The sequence below is a fragment of the Paenibacillus sp. JT22N1 genome (genome assembly GCF_059692155.1).
Map to the genome: position 1 here is coordinate 1 of NZ_JCAUAW010000003.1, position 19,815 is coordinate 19,815.

22 protein-coding genes are annotated in these 19,815 nt (G+C 43.5%); 3 read left to right on the top strand and 19 right to left on the bottom strand.

From position 1 onward, the window contains the following. Positions 1-59: 59 nt before the first annotated feature. The 8 genes from AC58UU_RS06255 to sigV form a co-directional block, all read right to left on the bottom strand. Complete coding sequence (locus AC58UU_RS06255; protein WP_497314912.1) at positions 60-386, bottom strand: hypothetical protein; 327 nt, start codon at positions 384-386, stop codon at positions 60-62. Further along, positions 343-975: a DUF3892 domain-containing protein gene (locus AC58UU_RS06260; RefSeq protein WP_497314023.1), complete on the bottom strand. Its 633-nt coding sequence runs from the start codon at positions 973-975 to the stop codon at positions 343-345. The genes AC58UU_RS06255 and AC58UU_RS06260 overlap by 44 nt, the downstream gene beginning before the upstream one ends. Before the next feature lie 140 nt (positions 976-1,115). After that, positions 1,116-1,961: an ABC transporter permease gene (locus AC58UU_RS06265; protein WP_497314025.1), complete on the bottom strand. Its 846-nt coding sequence runs from the start codon at positions 1,959-1,961 to the stop codon at positions 1,116-1,118. Further along, complete coding sequence (locus AC58UU_RS06270) at positions 1,945-2,748, bottom strand: ABC transporter permease (protein WP_497314026.1); 804 nt, start codon at positions 2,746-2,748, stop codon at positions 1,945-1,947. The genes AC58UU_RS06265 and AC58UU_RS06270 overlap by 17 nt, the downstream gene beginning before the upstream one ends. After that, positions 2,723-3,742 carry an ABC transporter ATP-binding protein gene (locus AC58UU_RS06275; protein WP_497314028.1) on the bottom strand — a complete coding sequence of 340 codons (1,020 nt, stop codon included), beginning with the start codon at positions 3,740-3,742 and terminating at the stop codon, positions 2,723-2,725. The genes AC58UU_RS06270 and AC58UU_RS06275 overlap by 26 nt, the downstream gene beginning before the upstream one ends. Positions 3,743-4,039: 297 nt before the next feature. Continuing rightward, positions 4,040-4,375: a hypothetical protein gene (locus tag AC58UU_RS06280; RefSeq protein WP_497314030.1), complete on the bottom strand. Its 336-nt coding sequence runs from the start codon at positions 4,373-4,375 to the stop codon at positions 4,040-4,042. A gap of 64 nt (positions 4,376-4,439) precedes the next feature. Further along, on the bottom strand, positions 4,440-5,315 hold the full coding sequence (gene rsiV, locus AC58UU_RS06285; RefSeq protein ID WP_497314032.1) for an anti-sigma-V factor RsiV: 876 nt from the start codon (positions 5,313-5,315) through the stop codon (positions 4,440-4,442). A gap of 1 nt (position 5,316) precedes the next feature. Beyond that, complete coding sequence (gene sigV / locus AC58UU_RS06290; RefSeq protein WP_497314034.1) at positions 5,317-5,820, bottom strand: RNA polymerase sigma factor SigV; 504 nt, start codon at positions 5,818-5,820, stop codon at positions 5,317-5,319. Positions 5,821-6,025: 205 nt separating this feature from the next. Here sigV and xerS point away from each other — a divergent pair, with 205 nt between their 5' ends. After that, complete coding sequence (gene xerS / locus AC58UU_RS06295) at positions 6,026-7,108, top strand: tyrosine recombinase XerS (protein ID WP_497314036.1); 1,083 nt, start codon at positions 6,026-6,028, stop codon at positions 7,106-7,108. Positions 7,109-7,111: 3 nt separating this feature from the next. Here xerS and mgrA read toward each other — a convergent pair whose 3' ends face one another. From mgrA to AC58UU_RS06340, 9 genes are all read right to left on the bottom strand, one after another. Beyond that, positions 7,112-8,101, bottom strand: coding sequence for an L-glyceraldehyde 3-phosphate reductase (mgrA, locus tag AC58UU_RS06300; RefSeq protein ID WP_497314038.1), 990 nt, complete (start codon positions 8,099-8,101; stop codon positions 7,112-7,114). Positions 8,102-8,669: 568 nt separating this feature from the next. After that, entirely contained in the window at positions 8,670-9,698 is a 1,029-nt protein-coding gene (locus tag AC58UU_RS06305; RefSeq protein ID WP_497314040.1) for a phosphotransferase, read from the bottom strand. 24 nt (positions 9,699-9,722) lie between these two features. Next, complete coding sequence (locus AC58UU_RS06310) at positions 9,723-10,229, bottom strand: ADP-heptose synthase (protein ID WP_497314042.1); 507 nt, start codon at positions 10,227-10,229, stop codon at positions 9,723-9,725. 148 nt (positions 10,230-10,377) lie between these two features. Beyond that, entirely contained in the window at positions 10,378-10,971 is a 594-nt protein-coding gene (locus tag AC58UU_RS06315; RefSeq protein WP_497314043.1) for a ribonuclease H-like YkuK family protein, read from the bottom strand. A 104-nt stretch (positions 10,972-11,075) separates the two neighbouring features. After that, entirely contained in the window at positions 11,076-12,029 is a 954-nt protein-coding gene (locus AC58UU_RS06320; protein ID WP_497314045.1) for a C40 family peptidase, read from the bottom strand. Between the two features lie 358 nt (positions 12,030-12,387). Further along, the gene (locus AC58UU_RS06325; protein ID WP_497314047.1) at positions 12,388-12,681 is read right to left on the bottom strand and encodes a hypothetical protein; all 294 of its coding nucleotides are present in this window, start codon (positions 12,679-12,681) and stop codon (positions 12,388-12,390) included. 185 nt (positions 12,682-12,866) lie between these two features. Next, positions 12,867-15,170, bottom strand: a complete 2,304-nt coding sequence (locus tag AC58UU_RS06330; protein WP_497314049.1) for a thiamine pyrophosphate-dependent enzyme — start codon at positions 15,168-15,170, stop codon at positions 12,867-12,869. A 34-nt stretch (positions 15,171-15,204) separates the two neighbouring features. Then, on the bottom strand, positions 15,205-16,215 hold the full coding sequence (locus AC58UU_RS06335; protein WP_171688207.1) for a 2-oxoacid:acceptor oxidoreductase family protein: 1,011 nt from the start codon (positions 16,213-16,215) through the stop codon (positions 15,205-15,207). Positions 16,216-16,328: 113 nt separating this feature from the next. Beyond that, positions 16,329-16,505 (bottom strand): hypothetical protein, encoded by a 177-nt coding sequence (locus tag AC58UU_RS06340; protein WP_497314051.1) that lies wholly within the window; start codon positions 16,503-16,505, stop codon positions 16,329-16,331. A 262-nt stretch (positions 16,506-16,767) separates the two neighbouring features. Between AC58UU_RS06340 and AC58UU_RS06345 the strand changes: the two genes are divergently transcribed. Further along, positions 16,768-17,970 (top strand): ATP-binding protein, encoded by a 1,203-nt coding sequence (locus AC58UU_RS06345; protein ID WP_497314053.1) that lies wholly within the window; start codon positions 16,768-16,770, stop codon positions 17,968-17,970. An 89-nt stretch (positions 17,971-18,059) separates the two neighbouring features. Continuing rightward, the gene (locus AC58UU_RS06350) at positions 18,060-18,458 is read left to right on the top strand and encodes a hypothetical protein (RefSeq protein WP_497314055.1); all 399 of its coding nucleotides are present in this window, start codon (positions 18,060-18,062) and stop codon (positions 18,456-18,458) included. A gap of 83 nt (positions 18,459-18,541) precedes the next feature. Here AC58UU_RS06350 and AC58UU_RS06355 read toward each other — a convergent pair whose 3' ends face one another. Both AC58UU_RS06355 and AC58UU_RS06360 read right to left on the bottom strand, forming a co-directional pair. Beyond that, positions 18,542-19,024, bottom strand: a complete 483-nt coding sequence (locus AC58UU_RS06355; RefSeq protein WP_497314056.1) for a low molecular weight protein-tyrosine-phosphatase — start codon at positions 19,022-19,024, stop codon at positions 18,542-18,544. Beyond that, on the bottom strand, positions 19,021-19,755 hold the full coding sequence (locus AC58UU_RS06360) for a phosphonate ABC transporter ATP-binding protein (protein ID WP_497314058.1): 735 nt from the start codon (positions 19,753-19,755) through the stop codon (positions 19,021-19,023). Before AC58UU_RS06360 ends, AC58UU_RS06355 begins: the two co-directional genes overlap by 4 nt. Positions 19,756-19,815 lie beyond the last annotated feature (60 nt).

Below are 19,815 nucleotides of genomic sequence, written 5' to 3' on the forward strand. Positions count from 1 at the left end.
GCACAGCAAGCTCGGATATTTGTCCCCAGACAAGTTTGAAACGCAGTATTACAAGCAAGCTAAACTAATTTCTTAACCTTTTTTTGTGTCCACTCTATTGACTCAAGTACATTTCGGCGCTTATCGAGCGGGCTTGCGCGGCGCAACGAGCTGTAAGCGCCTTTTCGGCGCTTATCGAGCGGGCTTGCGCGGCGCGGCGAGCTGTAAGCGCCTTTTCGGCGCTTATCGGGCGGGCTTGCGCGGCGCGGCGGGCTGTAAGCGCCTTTTCGGCGCTTATCGGGTAAATTCTTATTCATATAAAAAAAGCAGTTTGCACATGGCAAACTGCATAAATTAAGCTTTTTAAAATCGAGGTAAATTAGATAAATTGTTGCTTGGATCGCCATCTGGATAAGATCTGAGCGTTTTTTGACCTTCCCGATTCCTGCCCGTATTCACATCTTCAATCAGTCCTGCTTCTGTCATAGCAATGGCATTAGCAATATCAACCACCCTACCATCTTGGAATTGAACCGCGCTGATGCCGCCATCTCCATAATGGACGGATTGAATAATAGCTTTATTGGGGTCTATCGTGTGTGGACCTGCACCATACTGCGTTCCATCCCGCATAAAAGTGCCATATTGGGTTGGTTGGCCATTCGCACCATAGCCGGTATATCCCCCTTGAAAGCCTACATTTCTCGCATCCGCGTGGTTGATTCCCGTATTTCGCTGACCATATTCGGCATTCATGTTGCCTGAAGAACCTGGAACCGGCATTCCACCTTGGGAAGTCTGTGTACCATTGTTACGAGCTTGAGGAATAAATGGCTGCTGCCCATATTGTCCAGCTTGCTGGTACATCTGTACGTTTGGAATCGGTTGACCATTCCATGCAAAATTCCCATTATGGGTAGGTTCGACCGCATTGCTATAATTTTGAGAGGGTTCAAGCTTTGTATTCGTCAACCCATACGGTTGATTCTGCATCATCTGTTGTTGCATTGGTTGTTGCAACGGTTGTTGTCCACGTCGGCGTCGCGCCATAGATATCAGCTCCTTTGTTAATTCTATAAAGCGGCTTCCACCTATAGCATGCGTCACCTATATGCAGCTTATCCCTTTTAACCCAATTAACGCCGAAGCCCCATCATATTGCCAGAAGCGTATCGCCTGAGTCCTGTGTAAAACAAATAGATGCCTCCCAAGCAAAGCAGGCCTGTCACAGCTATGGCACCTGATATAAAAGGAATATCCAGCTGACGTAACAACCCAATGGGTAAGTAACTGATGAACCCCGCTGGCAACACAGTAAACAGTACGATTTTGCCTATCCCTCGAAATATGCTCGTTGGATACGTGGTGAATGTCAGGAGCCCATTATATAGCTGAAAACTCAACCCATCTGAACTCCCTATCCAGAACGCAGGGCAGTTCACAATAACCGTGAAAAATAAGAAAATCAGCGTCGATAACGCCATAGCTAAACCAAATTTTACAAAGCCTATCATCGATTTATCTCCAAATGCGACGTAAATGATAAGTGCGAATAAGACATCCCCAATTGCACTTACCGACATGCGGCTAATGAGAACATGAAGAAGCACCGGCTTTGGCTGAGTTAAATATATATCAAGCTGTCCGGTTGCAATCAGATTCGAAATTCGCATAGCGTTACCGAAAAACGTAGCCATAACGCCAAAGCCGCCAGCCGCTACAGCCCATAGCATCATTACATCCTGTAGTTCCCATCCATTCAATACAGGAAATCGGCCAAAATAAAGTCCCCAGAACACAATCCAAACCACATTATTGATAATCATCATACCAGCCGTGAGAAAGAAGCTCATCCGAAACTCCATAGCGCCAGCAAGATTTAATTTCCAGCATTGCCAGACGAAACGAAGTAAACGCCCGAATTTACCTGGCTGATCAAATTCACTAATGGGTGTCAATTTACGGCTATCCACCATTAACATTGAGTTTTTTCACTCCTTTCCTATAAACCAATGAGACAATTATGCCAATGATAACAACCCATATTAGCTGTGTGCAGAGCATTCTTGGCAATTGAACTGCATCAAATGTCACTGTTGTCTTGGCCGGGATGTAGACAATGGCTTGAAACGGCAGCCAACGTCCTACCCGCTGCAGCATGTCGGGAAATAACTCCAGAGGCATCAGCATGCCACCAATCGTAAATAAAAATTTGTTGTATACGAATTCCAATCCGCGTGTCTCCTCCACCCAGAAAGAGCTTAGCGCTAAAACCATATTCAACATGAAATTAACTGTGAAACCGCACAGTGCCACAATAGGCAACCATAGTAACCCATAACCAAAATTAGGCGGACCCATAATAAGCAATCCTAACAAACCGCCAAGCGCCGCGTTAACGAGAAAACGAATCACAGCTTCACTCATATATTCGACATAGTGAAAGGCGACAAAATTGACAGGCCGTACAAATTTGAAAACGATATCCCCGCTTTTCACTTCTTCCTCTACGCGTGTGCAGAGACTTGGACTGGCGAGGATCATCGATTCCGTTATAACGAGATACCACATGATCTGCTTGAAGCTGAAGCCTGCTATGGTTTCCGTTCCCTCGCCATGAAACGTTGTCTGCCATAGTTGAAGAAAAATATAAAGAATCAACAGCAGAAACAACGAGCGGATAAGAAAATCGGCCACATAAGCAAGTTGATTGCGAAGTGTGATTTTGCCGATAAAGGCATATTTAACCGATTTTCTCCAGTTGTTCATGTCCTTTCTCCTCCTTACCGAAGCTCCCGTACATACGCGTGATGATGTCCTCCATCGGCGGATCTTCAACCGTAACGTCAATGATTCGGTGCTCAGCCATGATCTGGGACAGCGCTGCTTCTATCGTCGTTAGGCCCATATCGACGGAAAGCGAAATTCTTACACCACTTCGTTCGAGTACCTTCACCCCGACAATTTCTATGGAATCCGGCTCCTCTCCCAATACAAGGCGGACCGTTTTTTGTGTCAAAAACTGCTGCTTCATAACCTCGACACGGTCATCGAAGACAATCCGGCCATGATTGATAACAATCGCCCTGTCACATAGCCGCTCAATATCACCAGCATCATGTGACGTAAGAAAAACAGTTGTTCCTTCTTCACGTTTTAATTCTAAAATAAGCTCTCGTATTCGCTGTTTAACGACAACGTCAAGCCCAATCGTAGGTTCATCAAGGAACAGCACCTGCGGGCGGTGTATCAAGGAAGCAGCGATCTCACAGCGCATCCGTTCGCCTAGCGAGAGCTTCCTCACTGCCGTATGCAAATAGGGTCCAAGTTCAAATCTCTCTATGAGATCATCACGTCGGCGTACATACTCGCTGCGCCGCAGCTCGTAAATACGGCTCATCAACTCGAAGGTATCGATGGGAGGCAAATGATACCAAAGCTGCGACTTTTGCCCGAAGACAGAGCCTATTCGATAGCTCAGCTTAGTCCTCTCTTTCCATGGACAGCAGCCTAGAACTTCAGCCTGACCTACTGTAGGATGAAGGATGCCTGTCAGCATCTTAATAGTCGTGGATTTCCCGGCACCATTCGGTCCGAGAAAGGCAAGTGTTTCCCCCTGATCCACGGAGAACGTTATGCCCTCTACGGCTGATTTGTCTACATACTCCGGCTTTAACAGTGCCCGAAAACTCGCCATAAAGCCTTCTTCTTTTTTCTTGAGTCGAAAGGATTTCCCTAATTGTTCCACACGGATCGACGCCATCTCTGTTCCCTCCACTTATTAATTCGGTAAAGCAAAAAAGACCTCAGTCCGTTTCGCCTAAACAGGCGGAACTTTCCGAAGGTCTTTTATCCCTTACGGTGTAACACGTTATGTATCCGTGTCGGCTTCGCTCGGTTCGCCACCTTGTAGGTTCGGATCCCTAGAAGCCCTTCCGTTTATTTTCCACATATTAACACATGATGTCATGTACAGACAACACTTTTTTTGCGATCTTTCCAAGCAAAAAAAGCCTGTTGCAGATGCACAGACTTTTTACGCTAACTCTCTGACGTTACGTTATTGGGTTTGATGAGATGGATGAGATTGTTGTGATTGTTGAGATTGTTGAGATTGTTGAGATTGTTGTGATTGTTGTGATTGTTGTGATTGCTGCGATTCTTGTGTCGTTTGTAATTCTTGTTTTAAATCTTCCGTCTTTTGCTGGGCCTGCTGGATTTGTCCCTGAAGATCTTGCAGCTGTTGTTCCGCTTCGGACAGTGCAGCTTCAGTCGCCTGTGAATAAATCTCCTGAGCAACTTGCAGAGTTTGTTCAGCAGCTTGCTCAGCTTTTTGGGCAGCTTCTTTTATTTGCTCAAAACCTTGTTGATTTTGTTGCGGCGTTTGTTGTTGCATTGAGATACCCCCAGCTGAATTTTTCATACCCGATTAATTTTAGTAAATGTTCCTTTTTTTATTCCTATTGAATATACTCCCCTTTCATCGTCAAAATATCAGACAGCACAGAAGTCGGAATAATAAACTCGACAACGCCCATATAACCGGGAGAGACCTCGTATTTTTGGAAAGAGATAACGAGTTGACCATTCGTATTAATGTAGAAGTTTTGATTCTTCGTGATGGTTTTGAAGTATGAATTCACCTCATTTGCGACACCCTCAACCCAATAAATCTTCTTCGGGTCCTGCTTCATCTGCTCCTTCATTTGCTCTTTAATATTTTCACTAATAACACGGATATATTCATCATCTTTAAACAAAGTTGGCAAAGTGATGAGCAATTGTTTCTTCTTGTCGATTGTGTCGTATTTGAATGTTGTTGAGGAGGATCCGACCGTATTTACCACGTATCTACCCACTGAGAGGATGTGATCGTTATCGGTTTTAATGACATAACCGCTATCTACACCTACATGACCGCCGCCATTTTGCTTCAAACTTTCCATTTCGATTATAAAATCAGTATATAACTTCTTGCCTTCTTCCAGATATTTGTTATTCAGGGTATCTTCCAAGGTTTTATTATCCAAATTCGTGATTACAGGCACTTCTAAATTAGCTTTATAGGATCCATCATTGAACTTATATTCTCTAAAAGTTAGTACCTTAACGACGTCTCCAACGAGAGGCACTTCAGACAAAGCATGGGCCAAAGTAGGACTGGTATTGATACCTGTGACAAACAAGATAGCCGCCGCTGCAACTGCAAATCCCCATTTAAAATTGCTTTTTCTTTTCTTATTTTGCTTAATGGCTTGGTTTACAATAAAATCCAATTCTTTTGGAATCGGAATATCCATATAGTGCTGTTTCATTTGTTCTATTTTCTCATTCATTTTAGTTGACCTCCTCTAACTTATCGTCGACCATTTTAATCCGGAGTAATCGGAGAGCTTGATACAATCTTGTTTTTATCGTACTGCTGTTTTCTTGTAAAACCTCGGCAATTTCATCAATCTTCAAATCCTCAAAAAATCTTAGTACTATCACACTTCTATAAATTGTCGGCAAATCATCCAATGCCCTTTCCAGATCAATATTGGGATAGGCATCTTCACTTCCTTGAGCATACGATTCCATCGTGATTTCATCAACGACTTGAATTTTCTTATGCTTCCTCAAGAAGTCCAATGAAGTATTTACAACGATCCTGTAAAACCAGCTCTTTATGGATGCAGTGTCTTTCAGAGAGCCAGCTGAAGCAAAAGCCTTATGTATGGCGTCTTGAACGACATCGAGGGCATCTTCCGAATTTTTCACGTAACTGTAAGCTAATCGATACACATTTTCTTTATGTTCAGTCATACATGCAATCAGTAACTTTTCTAACTTGCCATTCATCGTCATGAGATTAAAAGACGCTCCTTTTTCTACGCGCGTATAAGATTTGGTCTTGTATGAGTTAAGACGTGCGAGTGCGCAGAATAGTTTGGTACACTAAATAATAGCACAGGGTCTTATGCTTCGAATCGACCTTCTTCTACCAATTTCCCTTACCCACTGCTATACTAACAGCAAGAAGAAGCTAGTGAGGTGACATTTACCTATGAACATCATTAAAGTCAAAGATCGCCTTGAATTAGAAAAAAGAATCCCTACCATGCCGTGGTATATTGAGAAATTTATCAATTATAAGCTGCCAGACCTCTCTCCGTCCTCATTACTTGAGTATGTACGTGATTACGAAATCTTTCTATCCTGGCTGCTAGCCGAAGGATTAAGTTCAGCACCATCTATGAACCAAGTTCCTCTTGAGGATTTGGAGAAATTACATATGGATAGCGTTGACAACTTTCGCATGTTCCTAGCAACTCGTAAAGCTCAGGCTAATGTGAAAACGACGATTAACCGTAAGCTTTCCGCATTGCGTTCCTTATTCCACTATTTAAGCCAAATTGCCGAAGACGATAATTTCTACCCGCTTCTGAAGCGGAATGTGATGGCCAAAGTGGAGATCAAACGCTCGCATAGGCCCAAGGACAGTGCCGCTAAACTCGAGGGCAAGCTGCTTCAAGAAGAGGAGATCGTTGAATTTATTGCGTATGTGCAGCATGGCTATGAGCACGATGTAGCTACTAATAAGCAAGCTCTTTACTCCTATGAGTTGAACAAAATAAGAGATACTTGCATCATTACACTCATACTTAATTCGGGGCTTCGTGTATCGGAAGTATTCAATCTGAACGTCGATGATATTGACCTTAAGAAGAAGCTTACCTATGTATATCGCAAAGGTAAGAATGATGACACGTTCAAAACTCCCGTATACTTCCGTAATGAAGCTATTCAAGCTCTAACGGACTATATCGCCATCCGCTCAACTCGCTATAAGCCGCTCAAAAAGGAAAAAGCCCTCTTCCTTGCCATCGCAAATGGCAAAAAAGAGGGCGAACGTATGACGAAACGGGCTATCCAAGAACTCGTTATCAAGTACGCTAAGCGCTTCGGCAAGCCCTACCTGTCCGTTCATAAGCTGCGGCACTCGTTCGCCACAGATTATTACTTACAGAATGACTTGTACAAAACACAAGAGCAGCTCGGCCATGCCTCCCCTGAAACAACGCAAATCTATGCGCATCTCACCGATAAAACAATGTCCGAAGCGATTGATAAACGGCTGGAATCCTGAAGATTACTTCAGGATTTCTTCTATTTTAGCCAATTCTTCTGGAGAGAATGCTAGGTTTTTAAGTGCAGCTACGTTCTCTTCAATTTGAGACACACGACTTGCACCAATCAACGCTGACGTTACTCGCTCGCCGCGTAGAACCCAAGCTAGCGACATTTGCGCCAAGCTTTGGCCACGACTGCTCGCTATCTCATTCAGTTGATTAATTTGAGCAAGTTTCTCTTCCGTAATATCTTTCGTGTTCAGGAATTGACTCTTCCCACCCGCGCGAGAATCACTTGGCACCCCACTCACGTACTTGTTCGTCAGCAGGCCTTGTGCAAGCGGACAAAACGCGATGCTGCCTACGCCAAACTCATCCAGCACATCCTGCAGTCCATTCTCAATCCAACGATTCAGCATGCTGTAGGAAGGTTGATGAATCAGCAGTGGTGTTCCCAGACCTTTCAGAATGGTTACCGCTTCTTTCGTTTGCTCTGCCGTGTAATTGGAAAGTCCTATGTACAACGCTTTACCTTGACGAACTATTAAATCCAGGGCAGCCATTGTCTCTTCGAATGGCGTATTCGGATCCGGTCTGTGTGAATAGAAAATATCTACATATTCCAATCCCATTCTTTTCAAACTTTGATCCAAGCTGGATACTAGATATTTCTTGGAGCCCCACTCCCCATAAGGACCTTCCCACATGTGGTAGCCAGCCTTGGTAGAGATGATCAACTCATCGCGGTACGCGGCCAAGTCGCTTTTCAATACCTTACCAAACATTTCCTCAGCTGACCCTGGTGGCGGCCCGTAGTTATTAGCCAAATCAAAATGGGTAATCCCTAAGTCAAAAGAGCGAAGCAACATAGCCCTTCCATTCTCATGGAGATCTAATCCACCAAAATTGTGCCACAAACCTAATGAAATGGCCGGGAGCTTAAGTCCCGATTTGCCTGAACGATTATATTTCATTTCTGCATAACGCGTTGAGCTTGCTTGATAGACCATGTTTGTCCTCCTCAGAGTTATCGTAGATAACTTACTTCGTAAGCTTCCACTAGAGTTTTCGTAGAAAACTTACTTCGTAAGTTTCTACAAAGTTTCACCAGTAAACTGGCTTCTTAAGTACTAGTATAGGTTAACCGAGGCAACAAAAAAAGAACTGAAAAAAACGTGTCTTACTTACCTCAAGGTTAGTCATGCATTTATTTTACCTACAATCAGAAATAAAACTGCCGAATTCCTTCGACAGTTATTTCAAATTTATTTACTTTTGCCACAACCGCAATTACATTTACGATTTGATTTGTTAGCCATTTTTCCTTTTGATTTCACAGTGGACTTTGCGCTTCCACGTAATCCACCACACCGCAGACAATCCGCAATACATTGATTGCGCCCAACTACAAATAATCGTGTACATACATTACGGCAAAAACGACCACAGTTAGGCACAGCGCGAACATTTCCCAGATAAACACCTTTAGGCATACCTAAGCACCACCTTTTTCATTTGGTACTATATGGTATGCCGACCAGCCAGCTATCGGTTGTATGAATGCACCGCATCTTTACCCTATTTGAATAAAGGAAGAACAAGCTCCGAGCCATTCATTTGCAGCCACTTCGTTTTTCCATACGTATTATGAATAATATCAACGAGCACGCCTTGATCATCCACACCATCTAAGTATCTTCCTAGAAAATGGATAAATACATCCAGCCGACGAAGCTCGATCAGAAGAGGCAATAACTCAATTTCTTCCTCCTCCAAAATGATCGACTGGTGATACCCCTCATAAAAGGCTGCACAATTGCGTTGCAATTCCTTTAATGGCATAGTCGGATCGATAAGATCCGATAAACAAACCGCTAACTCCATCACTCGGACATCTAAAGTTACGAACTCAAAATCAAGAACGGCCGTAATATACCCATAGGTATCAACCAACATATTAGATCCATTGATATCACCATGAACGAGTTGGTGAGGAAGCTTTCGAAGATCAGGAATAGCCTTATAAAAAGCAGCAAATCGCCCAAATATATAGGAAAGCTCATCGTGCTGCAGCCTGAACGGTTCTGGTGGATAAAGGCAGAACTCTTGAATCGCTTCTGGTGTGCAGCGCGGATGGATATGTTCAATTTCATAATAAGGTGGATAGACAGGTTTAAGTTCCATGGAAATCGCAGCCAGTGCACATGACAATTGTCCGACAGCTTCTCCGAATTGCAATAGTTGATGAGCTTTCTCCCAAGTAGGATTGCAGCCATCTGTGAAAGTAAATAAGGCAGCCAGTTTGCCTTCCCTAGCATCTACTCGAACAACCGTCCCCCCAGTCGGGAGCTCCACTGGCACAGGTACACGAAATGGAAGTTTATCTTTTTCTTTATCTAAAGCCAGAAGAACACTATGCTCGAAAATAATCTTGTCTATGTCACGATGAGTTTCGTACAATCGAAGTACATAGGAAGTGCCTTCCACGACAACGAACCGAGTTGTATTATTCATACCTCCCGCGCCAATACGCATGGACCACGTTTGAGTAGGAAACCAATATGTTGGCAGTGAGGCTAATTGCTCCTCTTGATCTTTGACTCGCATATTTACACACTTCAACTCCTCTTCCTAAACCTGATTGTCACCCTCTACCGCAAATTCGAAATCCTCTACGTCAAAAGCTTCGACAGGAATTCCTGCTTGAACCATTCGTTCAATGAGATCTAATTGATCCGTTAACAGAGCAGCCTGTTCTTTGATCGCGGTCAGAATTAATTCCGTCTCAATCGGGTCGAAATTGTCCCCGTACTCTTCATTATCGATCGCAAAAACGACCATCAAGGTGACATGCTCATTAATTGGCAAAGGAGGGCTTTTACGCCATGGAACAGTTAACGCCTTTTCAATTTTTTTCTTATTAAACGCTTCCTCGAAGAAAGCAATCAGTTCACCAATCATTTGCTTCACGAAGCCGTCGTCTTCTTCCTCTAACATGATCGGCTCGCTGCCTGTCTGAAGTTCATATAACTCCTGAATGCTGGTATAAGGAATCACATAAGTAACAGGCCGTTCTGGCAGCATTAATTGACCATGCACCGCTAGCATAACGGCTTCGATTATAAATGTTTTGCTCATCATATTCTCCCCTTTCTCTCTAAGCTTGTAAAAGCATTACTTCGCTAAGAAACTGAAGAAATCCTCTTTTCACAACTTTCTCAACCAAACAAAACCGTCAGTTCATATGATCGAGGTGACCACTTCGAACTAACGGTTTCTATTTCTCTTATAGGATGCCATCGATAACCTCATGATTCTCATAAATTGGCTGATACGGCTTCTTTGAAAAACGATTGGCATAGGCCGAAGCTACATAACAATCTGGTTTAATAACAGGAACCATACCGACAGATTCCACTCGCCGCACCATCTCTTGAACGAATTTAGCCGTCCGGTTCTTATTCTCATCATCACCCGCATCAATATGAATAAACATATCGATTGAGGCACCTTGATACAGATAAGGAAGAATAATGTTTTCCATATCCTGTCGCTTAGACTCATCAAAGTACATCGCAATCTCTTCACTCAAAGCGGTTTCCATCGACAGCTTTTCTTTAATCGAATGTAGGGCTCGATGAACGATGACTTGACGATAACACGCCCACGCTCCTTTTCCTAACCGCTGGATCACTACACCGGTAATGAATTTCGTATGACCTGAGTGCACCTGACAATCCGTACCAATAATAAATTTGTATGTTGCTACGGGGTCGTGACGCATGAAATGGAGAATACGCTCGTGTACGGTATCTAGGTTAAGTCCTCTTTCCGTTGTGTTCCGAAATTCCAATGGATGGGGCGTCGTCGAAGGTTTCAAAGATAAGGCTTCCTTTCTCCTTAGAATGAGGAAGAAGCGAATGCTGAAGCAGCATCCGCCCCTATCTATAGTATATGGCAAAGTTCCTATGATCGAACCATCACTTATTGTAAAATACGGCCACCGTACAAAAAGCGATTTTCCCATTGCTTCCCAGCGATCTTATCCGTACGAACACCGCCGGATTCAATCGAATACGTATGCAGCATATTTCCATTTCCTAAGTAAAGACCAACATGCGTGATCGGTTCTGTAAGAACATTCACGTTATCATAATCTGTTGCTTTGCTCCCTTTGTAGCTGCTGAAGAACATCAGATCTCCACGTTTCAAAGTTGTCCAATCCTTCTTTACGGGGCCTAACGATTTAACGTAGTTACCTTGTGCCTGAGAATCACTTGGAATGGAGAAGCGAAGGGCATCCCAGAACATCGTTTGAATGAAATCCGAGCAATCGAATGTCGTGGTATCGTTACGTTCCGAACCAAACTCATAGGGTGTGCCTAAGTAAACTTGGCCAGCTGCAATAACAGCTTCTATTTCTTCAGCAAGAGGTAGACTGGGTTTAATAACTGAAAAGTTAGTGTTTATGTATTTACTACTAGAAGATAGATACCCGCTAGTTCCATTAGCGTCTTGAATTTTATACCAACTGTCATTGACTTTATCTGTAACTAGGACATCTTCTCCTTTACTGAGCATCCGAATCACTTTGGAGCCTTTTTCAGAAGAAGGAAGTGTGCGAAAGTTTACGCCATAGATGATTTCCGCATTGCTAGTTATTTTTATGTATTTACTATTTGTCGAAACATATCCACTTACACCTTGCGCATCCTTGATTTTGTACCAATTCGTCGTTACATAGTCGGTGACGGTGACGATTTCGTTTGTTTTCAATACGCGTATAACATTGCTTGATGTGCTTGGTTGATTTCTGAAGCTTACCCCTGAAACAATTTGTGCTTTTGTCGTTACTCCTTCATCTGCCTTTATTGCCGCAGGAAAAACAAAAGTAAGCGCAAGCATAAGCATTCCGATAACCATTGTCCATTTTCTCATCTTCTCTTCCTCCATAGGTGGTGTGTCTCTAGCTGATTATGGGCCTTGTATAACCGATCTGACGATATGGGTACTTGTGTCTGACACCTCCAATAGATAGTAAAAAGGACAACCCGTCAGCCTTCATCGGGTCATCCTTTTCTATTAGGAAGGTCCCATCGTATTCGGCAGCTTGCTAGCACTGTAGGCACGAGACCCTTGTTTTACCCAAGCTTTCGCTCGGATTGCCATTTCGTTGTGATGTTAATTTTTTCTTCCGTACCCTTATTATAGTTTGAGGGGGTTCTTCACGAATATAGGCGAAAGGTTGCGTTTCTTGTCGAACTCATAGTGGCTGCGTACCTATTGACGCTAGGGTTTATTTTTCCAGTTTACGGACTTCCGGTTTTCGTGTATGAGGCCAAAACACTTGCAAATTAGGGTCATTTTTCAGCTTCACATTGCAGAGCTTCATTTCACCTTCCTCGAGCTCAGTCACATGCCAAGCATCCGAATCCATTCCCCCCATGTTGTGTAGAAAAGCAGGGAATTGCTGCTCAGCCTCTTCTAAATCCGGCCAAAATTTAACGCCATAATAGGCTAATCCGTAGTGATTGACAAGTGTACATGTGAAAATCTGCTGCGATATTTTGTGCTGTAACACATAGGGCATCTTTCATTCCTCCGATAAAAAGGCACGTTCACCACAGAGGTGAATGTGCCTTCATTTTTTACCACATAAGAAAGTATAAGTTTTCGGTTTCCGAAAACCGCTTTGTTATTGGCGATAAAACCTACATCTAAACGCGGTAGCTCATCTTTGAATGACCTCGATAAAGGTTTTCTCATAATGACGACTTATAAATAAGCATTCTCATGCTTCGCTTTTAACATATTCCAACGACGTTCGACTTCCGTTTCGAATGATTTCAGGGAACCCTCATATTCAGGCTTCGTCATATGCTTCGTTTTCCCCATCGTCTTGAGCCAATCCGATAGTGGAATCTTCTTGCTCTTATCCTCTGGATTATACGTGATGGACGTAACCCCGTGCTCCACTTCATAGAGCGGGAAGAAGCAGGAATCTACCGCAGCTCCTACGATATTGGAGCCTTCCTGATCATCCGACAACCAGTTCAGTGGACAGGCAATGAGAATTTTGCCATACACCAATCCCTCATTCTGAGCGTACCACTGTGCTTTCGCGGCTTTCTTCACAAGATCCTGCGGATACGCTTCCGACCCCGTAAATACATACGGAATATGGGTAGCGGCCATGATTTGGGCTGTATCCTTGTGATGGAACACTTTACCACCCTGATGCTTCCCAACATTCGAAGTCGATGTACGATGACCCATTGGTGTCGAATAAGACAACTGAGCGCCCGTATTCATGTATCCCTCATTATCGTACTCGAGAATAATCATTTTATGATTGCGCAAAGCCGCTCCGATCGCTGGACCCATGCCGATATCCATTCCGCCGTCACCAGTGATCATCACGAAGGTGAAATCGTCCTTCAAACCCAAATGGTCGAGCTCGCCACGTCGCTTGCGCTCCCAGAACATCTCCACAACACCTGAGAGGGTCGCTGCGCCGTTCTGGAACAGATTATGAATATAGGTCGCTTTGTGAGCCGAATACGGATAACCCGTCGTTACAACCATCGCACAGCCTGTATGGAAGATCGAGACAATATCGCCTTCAATCCCTTTGAAAAACAGCTCCAAGCCGGAGAAAATACCGCAGCCTGGACATGCGCCATGCCCCGGAGCAATACGCTTCGGTTTCTTCGTCAATGCACGTAATGGCGGGATACGTACATTCAGCTTGCCCGTGTTCTCATCCGGCGTTACCGTAATGAGTCCCGTCTTCAAATCCTCATACTTCATCGGCGTCAACACCCGCTTCGGCGCTTTCGATGGATCACCTGGCGTGTGGCCGTAGTAATCGAAGGGAACTTCCACCTTGCCGCTTTGTACAGCGTCAATGGCAAATTGGAACAAACTATGCCCGTCTTCGGCATAAAAGTCCTTGCCACCTAAGCCGTAGATTCGGCTTATGACTAGCGTATCTCTGTTCCCATGTGTGAACAGCGCCGCTTTAATTTCGTTGACCATATTGCCGCCATGGCCGCCATAGGAATCCGCGCGATCGCCAACGGTGATCGCCTTCACATTCTGCAAAGCTTCAGCGATCTGCTTTGCTGGGAATGGACGGATGATGTTCGGCGCGATCGATCCGGCCTTAATGCCCTTCTCGCGGAGCTGGTCGACGACGTCCTTGATGATTTCGGAAGCCGAATTCATCAAGAAAACGGCGACTTCCGCGTCTTCCATCCGATATAGCTCAAGAATCGGATAATCACGGCCCGTCAGCTCAGCATATTCTTGCCGAATACGATCATAAACACCTTCGGCGTTATACATGGCCATGGACTGCTGGTAGCAGTTATTAATATAATCTGGCTCATTCATATAAGGACCTACGGTAATCGGATTATTACGATCCAACGTATCTGGGAAGCCCTGTGGCTTCTCTCCTACGAAAGCATGCACATCCTCTCGATGTGCGAACGTTTGTACTCTACGTTTTTGGTGAGATGTGAAATAACCGTCTGAAGCAACCAATACCGGTAAACGCACTTCCGGATCCTCAGCCAGCTTTAAAGCAATGATATTCATGTCATAGACCGCTTGTGGGTCACGACACATTACAATCGGCCAACCCGTATTTAAAGCATAGTACAGATCGGAGTGATCCCCATGAATATTCAGTGGTCCGGATACAGAGCGGCATACCAAGTTCATCACCATGGGAAAGCGTGTCCCGGATTGTACCGGCATTTGTTCCAACATGTACAAATAACCGTTGGCGCTTGTCGCGTTAAATACGCGGCCGCCAGCAGTTGATGCGCCATAACATATGCCTGCTGAACCATGTTCACCGTCTGCTGGAATGAGTACGATGTCATGTTGTCCGTTGGACTTCATAAGATCTAGAAATTGGGCAACCTCCGTAGATGGAGATATCGGAAAGTATCCCATAACATGATAATTAATTTGATGAGCCGCATATGCCGCCATCTCGTTACCTGATTCATATACAATGCGCTGTTCGACCTTGGCTTGCCCTAATTCCTTCTTGATATCAATGGACATGCGAGTAGTTCCACCCTTCTCCCATAAATACTCTCTAAGAGTTTACAGCTAGATTGAATCGATGAGGCATGCGATTTAAGTCCGCATAACCATCTTCTTCCCGCTCACTTACGAGCGCTTCGGTCGGACAAGCCTGTACACATTTAAGGCAACCCTTACAATATTGATAGTCGATCCCCTGTAAGAACATTTGAGGCCGCCCCTTCTTGTCGGGGAGTTCATCCCAAACGAAACAGAAATCCGGACACACATTATCGCAGGAAGCACAGTGAATACATTTATCTTCATGGAAATGCGGCATCATCCCCGCACGTGAAATGCTTAAATCCTTCAGAATGCTGTTCCCAGGATTCGTAATGACACCACCAATGGACTGCGTTTCATAGCCAAGCACTGGCGTATCGAAACGAACGAAATCGGGCATCGTCTCCCCTTCTGGAAGCGCATACGTTTGGAACTTAACTTCATTGTAACCGCGGTCAAACGTTCGTAGGGCTGGTGCAACAGCAAGCGGATATTTCTTTTCTAACGATTTACGAATAACGCCTCTCATGACATCTGGATCAAGGAAATCACACAACCGGAATAGCGCACCAAGCATCGCCATATTCACGCGATTCTTCTCTTCTAATGAGATTCCAATTGCATCGATAACTGCAATGGTACCGCCCCGGAGCTTCATCTTTTCCTTCAATTCATCCGGTGTTTTTGTCGAATTTACAAGTACTGTACTATCTTCATAGATGCCACTGATAACGTTTACAGTTTTGGAAAGTGATTCGTGAAAAACACCCACAACATGCGGACGTTCGACCGGCGAAGTATCCCGAATTCTCGTATCCATGTCACAGAACCTAATATGTGCTTTCACTGCTGACCCTTTCTTCTCTGAACCATAGGAAGAAAAGCTAACCCCGTTCAAACCCACCCCAACGACTCCCGCTTCCGCCAACATCTTACCCGCTAGATTTGCGCCGAGCCCACCGATGGATTCCAGTCTAATCTCAAAAAAACCGAGATCGTTCAATTTAGGTAAAGTTACCATGCTAGGTCTCCTTTCAAAAATGAACTGCATAAATAATGAATAGTATGAATAGTAAATCTACTCTCATTGTAACAAGAAATCTCTGGTAATCAACCTTTTTTTGAAGGTTCCATTCATAGCAAATAATCGATGATGAGGCCGCACCCTCCCAAATAGTAACTTCTCGGCTCTGAGTTCTCGTCTAGAGCAGCATTATCCTTCTCGGCATCCTCACAATCCTCACATACGTCAACATAATCTTCATCAATCGGATTAAAGACAACACCGCAAACCTGTGAGCACGCCCGCATCCTCATCTCTCCTTGTTTGCTAACCAACTTAGATTGTAAACGCTTGCATTGTCGTGTTCCTTTATTATACCGCGGTTTATAGGAATTACACCATAAGTCTTTATCAAATCTTTAGCATTCGAAATGCCCCATTTCCCTTGATAAGGTCAGTTTTTGTGAGATAATGTAGAAATAAAAAAGATACTGTCGGACAGCGGAAAGGATGGCATTTCATTTGCTCCATTCAATCATTTCCAATGAACTACATGGTCTCTTCTACATCATGAGTGCTATATTAATCCATCTAGTTCTTACCCCTATTTTCATTTACAAAGAATATCAGCGTAGATTTCTATTCGCAATTATTTTAATCGTACTCATCTTTTTGTACTGGAAATTTGAAGACATTGATCCCTTAATTTATTCCCTCCATTTGTTTCCGATCAGCTTGATTGCTGTGATTCTGTTTGTCGGATTTATACCAGCTTTTATTACCTGGACCTTATTTAACATAGGTTGTATGGTCGTACTGAATTACTATTGGCAACCCGCTCTAATAAGCAGTGCTGTTTTATTATTAATAGGTGGATTTCTCTTCAGAAATATAATAAATCAACCTACACTCAAGATGAAATTAACTTATGCAACGGGTATGCTGCTCGTGTACGAAGTATTGTATGCACTGTTAACGCTGAACATACAATCTCCTATTTATTTGTATGCTGCATACACCGTAATTTTTTCCTTTTTCTCTCTTTGGATGATTACATACTTACAATTTTTTGTGAAAAAGCATGAGATTCACAAACAGAGACTTGTCGCATTGGAAAAGGATCGAATGCTCGGCCAGTTTGCAGCCACCATTTCTCATGAAATACGTAATCCTCTCACATCTACAAGAGGCTTTCTTCAGTTGCTGGATCAGAAAGAGTTATCCCTCAACGATCACAAGCGGTATGTCGACCTTGCGTTGTCGGGTGTGGATCAAGCAAATGCCATCCTGGGTGATTACTTAAACTACGCCAAGCCGTCATCTAACTTACAGGAACAATTAGAACTCAAGGAAGAGATAGAAGCCATGCTGCGTTTCATCACACCATTTGCTACAGATCACCAGGTTGCTATCCATATTAGTCATGAAAATGAAGATCCCCTTTACATCCTAGGTGAATCCAAAAAGCTGCGCCAATGTTTGATGAATCTTGTTAAAAATGCGATTGAGTCTATGCCTAACGGCGGTAAAATTTCATTAAGCACCTGTAAGCTGCCTAATGCTGTACAAATTTCTATTTCTGACACTGGTGTTGGAATGAGTAAGCAGCAATTAAATTCGATCGGTATGCCTTTCTACACGACCAAAGAACAAGGTACTGGACTTGGGCTCGTCGTGGTCATGAGTATTATCAAAATGATGAACGGAAAAATCTCCTTCTCCAGCAATTTAAACCAAGGCACGCAATGCTCCATTTTATTTCAGCAAAAGTGAGCACCCAGCGCCCTCCATTAACATACTTGATGATCTGTGCTATTCTGTTAAGACTAGCGGTCATCATGACTGGTAAGGAGGGCTTTACTATGAATTCAGATTTCATTCCGATTAAATCACTTGAGGGCGACTTAAAAATGTCTCATAAAAAGAGGGATTTCGGTCTTACTGTCTCTTCCAAAGAGTTGATCCTTCACAAACCTCACATTAATTATTATTTCAAGTTGGAACATATAATTAGCATTATTCCATACGATCATTCAGCTTTCAAAGCCGTCACCTTCGTAAACTCGCGATCAGCCAATCGAGAATTCACCCATGTAGCACCTGGTTCTGATTACTTCCGCATTTATGTCCAAGCAGCTACCGTCCATAACCGCAGCGGGCTGTTCGAAATAGGGCCAACCGATGTCATTATTCCCATCCATCCGAGTATGCTCAAAGCCATATCTGAATATATGCAGCGCATCGGTATAACTATATTTTAGAACTCCTCAAAAGGAAAAAAGCAAGGGTGAAAAGAAAAGAATCTTTTCTCACACTTGCTTTTTTTATTTCATAAGGGATCATCTTACATCTTTTCTTTCTCGATGATAAAGGCTAGTAAGCGTTCGCAGCTCTCTTCGACCATCTCGTACACCTCTTGAAAATTACCCGTGTAATAAGGGTCTGGAACATCTTTATTGGCACGATCAGGTGCAAAATCCAGCAATTTATGAATAGAAGCTCGTTTCTCACCTTCAACGAAAGCAGGAGCAAAAGATGCCAGATTAGTTACATTACTCTCATCCATCGCAATAATATATGTATATTGAACAAAGTCATCGGACCTAACTTGCCTTGCTTTTAGGCCCTCATGATTAATCTGATACTGATCCAATATGTCCCTAGTTCCTTGATGTGGGGGATGTCCAATGTGCCAATCACCAGTTCCGGCAGAATCAATAGTAATTACAGCATCGAGACCCGCTTTTTTTACCTGATGACGAAAAACAGCTTCAGCCATGGGAGACCGACATATATTTCCTAAGCAAACGAATAAGACCTGGATCATACTTCACCAAAGATGAGCTTTTTTTCACGCATGGTGAGCGACCTTGCTGGAATATCCAGCACAATTTTACCTTCAGAAAGTCCCCAAATACGAGTGGCATATCTCTCCGCAAGTTCAACTTGGTGTAGAGTAGCAATGACGCTCATATTTCGATCTTTGCAAAGCGATTTCAAATCCTGCAAGATATATTCCGTTGATTTCGGATCAAGACCAGACACAGGTTCATCGGCGACAAGCACCTTTGGTCCTAGTATAAGCGCTTTAGCAATAGCAACGCGCTGCTGCTCACCGCCGCTTAGCTGACCAACCTTCTTCTCTCCCTTATCAAGCAAACCCACTTTTTCCAAATAATCCATGCTGTCCACATGCTCATCTCTTGAAGTCATGCCAGTCAAAATACGCAAAGGTGTTTGATAGACACGACCCATCATAACATTCTTGACAGCGCTTTTATTTCGATTCAAAGCAGGCTTTTCTTCAAGAAATGCAAAATCTCTACCTAATTTGAAGCGTTCGAATGGACCTGGCTTCGAGATATCATTGGAGTTATAGATCAGCTGACCACTAGTCCATTTCTCTTGATGACTGATACAGCGCAATAATGTGGTTTTCCCACTTCCACTGCTCCCAATAACCGCAATGAATTCGCCTTCATCTACTTGAAAGCTCACTTGTGAAAGTACCTCATTGTCCGGAGGATATACTTTACTTAAATTACGAACTGTAAGCATGGCTATGTCTCCTTCGAGTAAGTCTATTCTTCTGTCTTTCCGATAGAAAGACTCATTTCA

What these genes read in the sequence shown, in the direction of transcription:
- AC58UU_RS06305 (WP_497314040.1), bottom strand. Translation starts at nt 9,698, where the DNA reads ATGCGAGTCAAAGATCAAGAGGAGCAATTAGCCTCACTGCCAACATAT.
- AC58UU_RS06280 (WP_497314030.1), bottom strand. Translation starts at nt 4,375, where the DNA reads ATGCAACAACAAACGCCGCAACAAAATCAACAAGGTTTTGAGCAAATA.
- AC58UU_RS06275 (WP_497314028.1), bottom strand. Translation starts at nt 3,742, where the DNA reads ATGGCGTCGATCCGTGTGGAACAATTAGGGAAATCCTTTCGACTCAAG.
- AC58UU_RS06330 (WP_497314049.1), bottom strand. Translation starts at nt 15,170, where the DNA reads ATGTCCATTGATATCAAGAAGGAATTAGGGCAAGCCAAGGTCGAACAG.
- AC58UU_RS06360 (WP_497314058.1), bottom strand. Translation starts at nt 19,755, where the DNA reads ATGCTTACAGTTCGTAATTTAAGTAAAGTATATCCTCCGGACAATGAG.
- AC58UU_RS06255 (WP_497314912.1), bottom strand. Translation starts at nt 386, where the DNA reads ATGGCGATCCAAGCAACAATTTATCTAATTTACCTCGATTTTAAAAAG.
- AC58UU_RS06350 (WP_497314055.1), top strand. Translation starts at nt 18,060, where the DNA reads ATGAATTCAGATTTCATTCCGATTAAATCACTTGAGGGCGACTTAAAA.
- xerS (WP_497314036.1), top strand. Translation starts at nt 6,026, where the DNA reads ATGAACATCATTAAAGTCAAAGATCGCCTTGAATTAGAAAAAAGAATC.
- AC58UU_RS06335 (WP_171688207.1), bottom strand. Translation starts at nt 16,215, where the DNA reads ATGGTAACTTTACCTAAATTGAACGATCTCGGTTTTTTTGAGATTAGA.
- mgrA (WP_497314038.1), bottom strand. Translation starts at nt 8,101, where the DNA reads ATGGTCTATCAAGCAAGCTCAACGCGTTATGCAGAAATGAAATATAAT.
- AC58UU_RS06340 (WP_497314051.1), bottom strand. Translation starts at nt 16,505, where the DNA reads ATGCGGGCGTGCTCACAGGTTTGCGGTGTTGTCTTTAATCCGATTGAT.
- AC58UU_RS06310 (WP_497314042.1), bottom strand. Translation starts at nt 10,229, where the DNA reads ATGAGCAAAACATTTATAATCGAAGCCGTTATGCTAGCGGTGCATGGT.
- AC58UU_RS06270 (WP_497314026.1), bottom strand. Translation starts at nt 2,748, where the DNA reads ATGAACAACTGGAGAAAATCGGTTAAATATGCCTTTATCGGCAAAATC.
- AC58UU_RS06355 (WP_497314056.1), bottom strand. Translation starts at nt 19,024, where the DNA reads ATGATCCAGGTCTTATTCGTTTGCTTAGGAAATATATGTCGGTCTCCC.
- AC58UU_RS06325 (WP_497314047.1), bottom strand. Translation starts at nt 12,681, where the DNA reads ATGCCCTATGTGTTACAGCACAAAATATCGCAGCAGATTTTCACATGT.
- AC58UU_RS06260 (WP_497314023.1), bottom strand. Translation starts at nt 975, where the DNA reads ATGATGCAGAATCAACCGTATGGGTTGACGAATACAAAGCTTGAACCC.
- sigV (WP_497314034.1), bottom strand. Translation starts at nt 5,820, where the DNA reads ATGAATGGCAAGTTAGAAAAGTTACTGATTGCATGTATGACTGAACAT.
- AC58UU_RS06320 (WP_497314045.1), bottom strand. Translation starts at nt 12,029, where the DNA reads ATGAGAAAATGGACAATGGTTATCGGAATGCTTATGCTTGCGCTTACT.
- AC58UU_RS06345 (WP_497314053.1), top strand. Translation starts at nt 16,768, where the DNA reads ATGAGTGCTATATTAATCCATCTAGTTCTTACCCCTATTTTCATTTAC.
- AC58UU_RS06265 (WP_497314025.1), bottom strand. Translation starts at nt 1,961, where the DNA reads ATGTTAATGGTGGATAGCCGTAAATTGACACCCATTAGTGAATTTGAT.
- rsiV (WP_497314032.1), bottom strand. Translation starts at nt 5,315, where the DNA reads ATGAATGAGAAAATAGAACAAATGAAACAGCACTATATGGATATTCCG.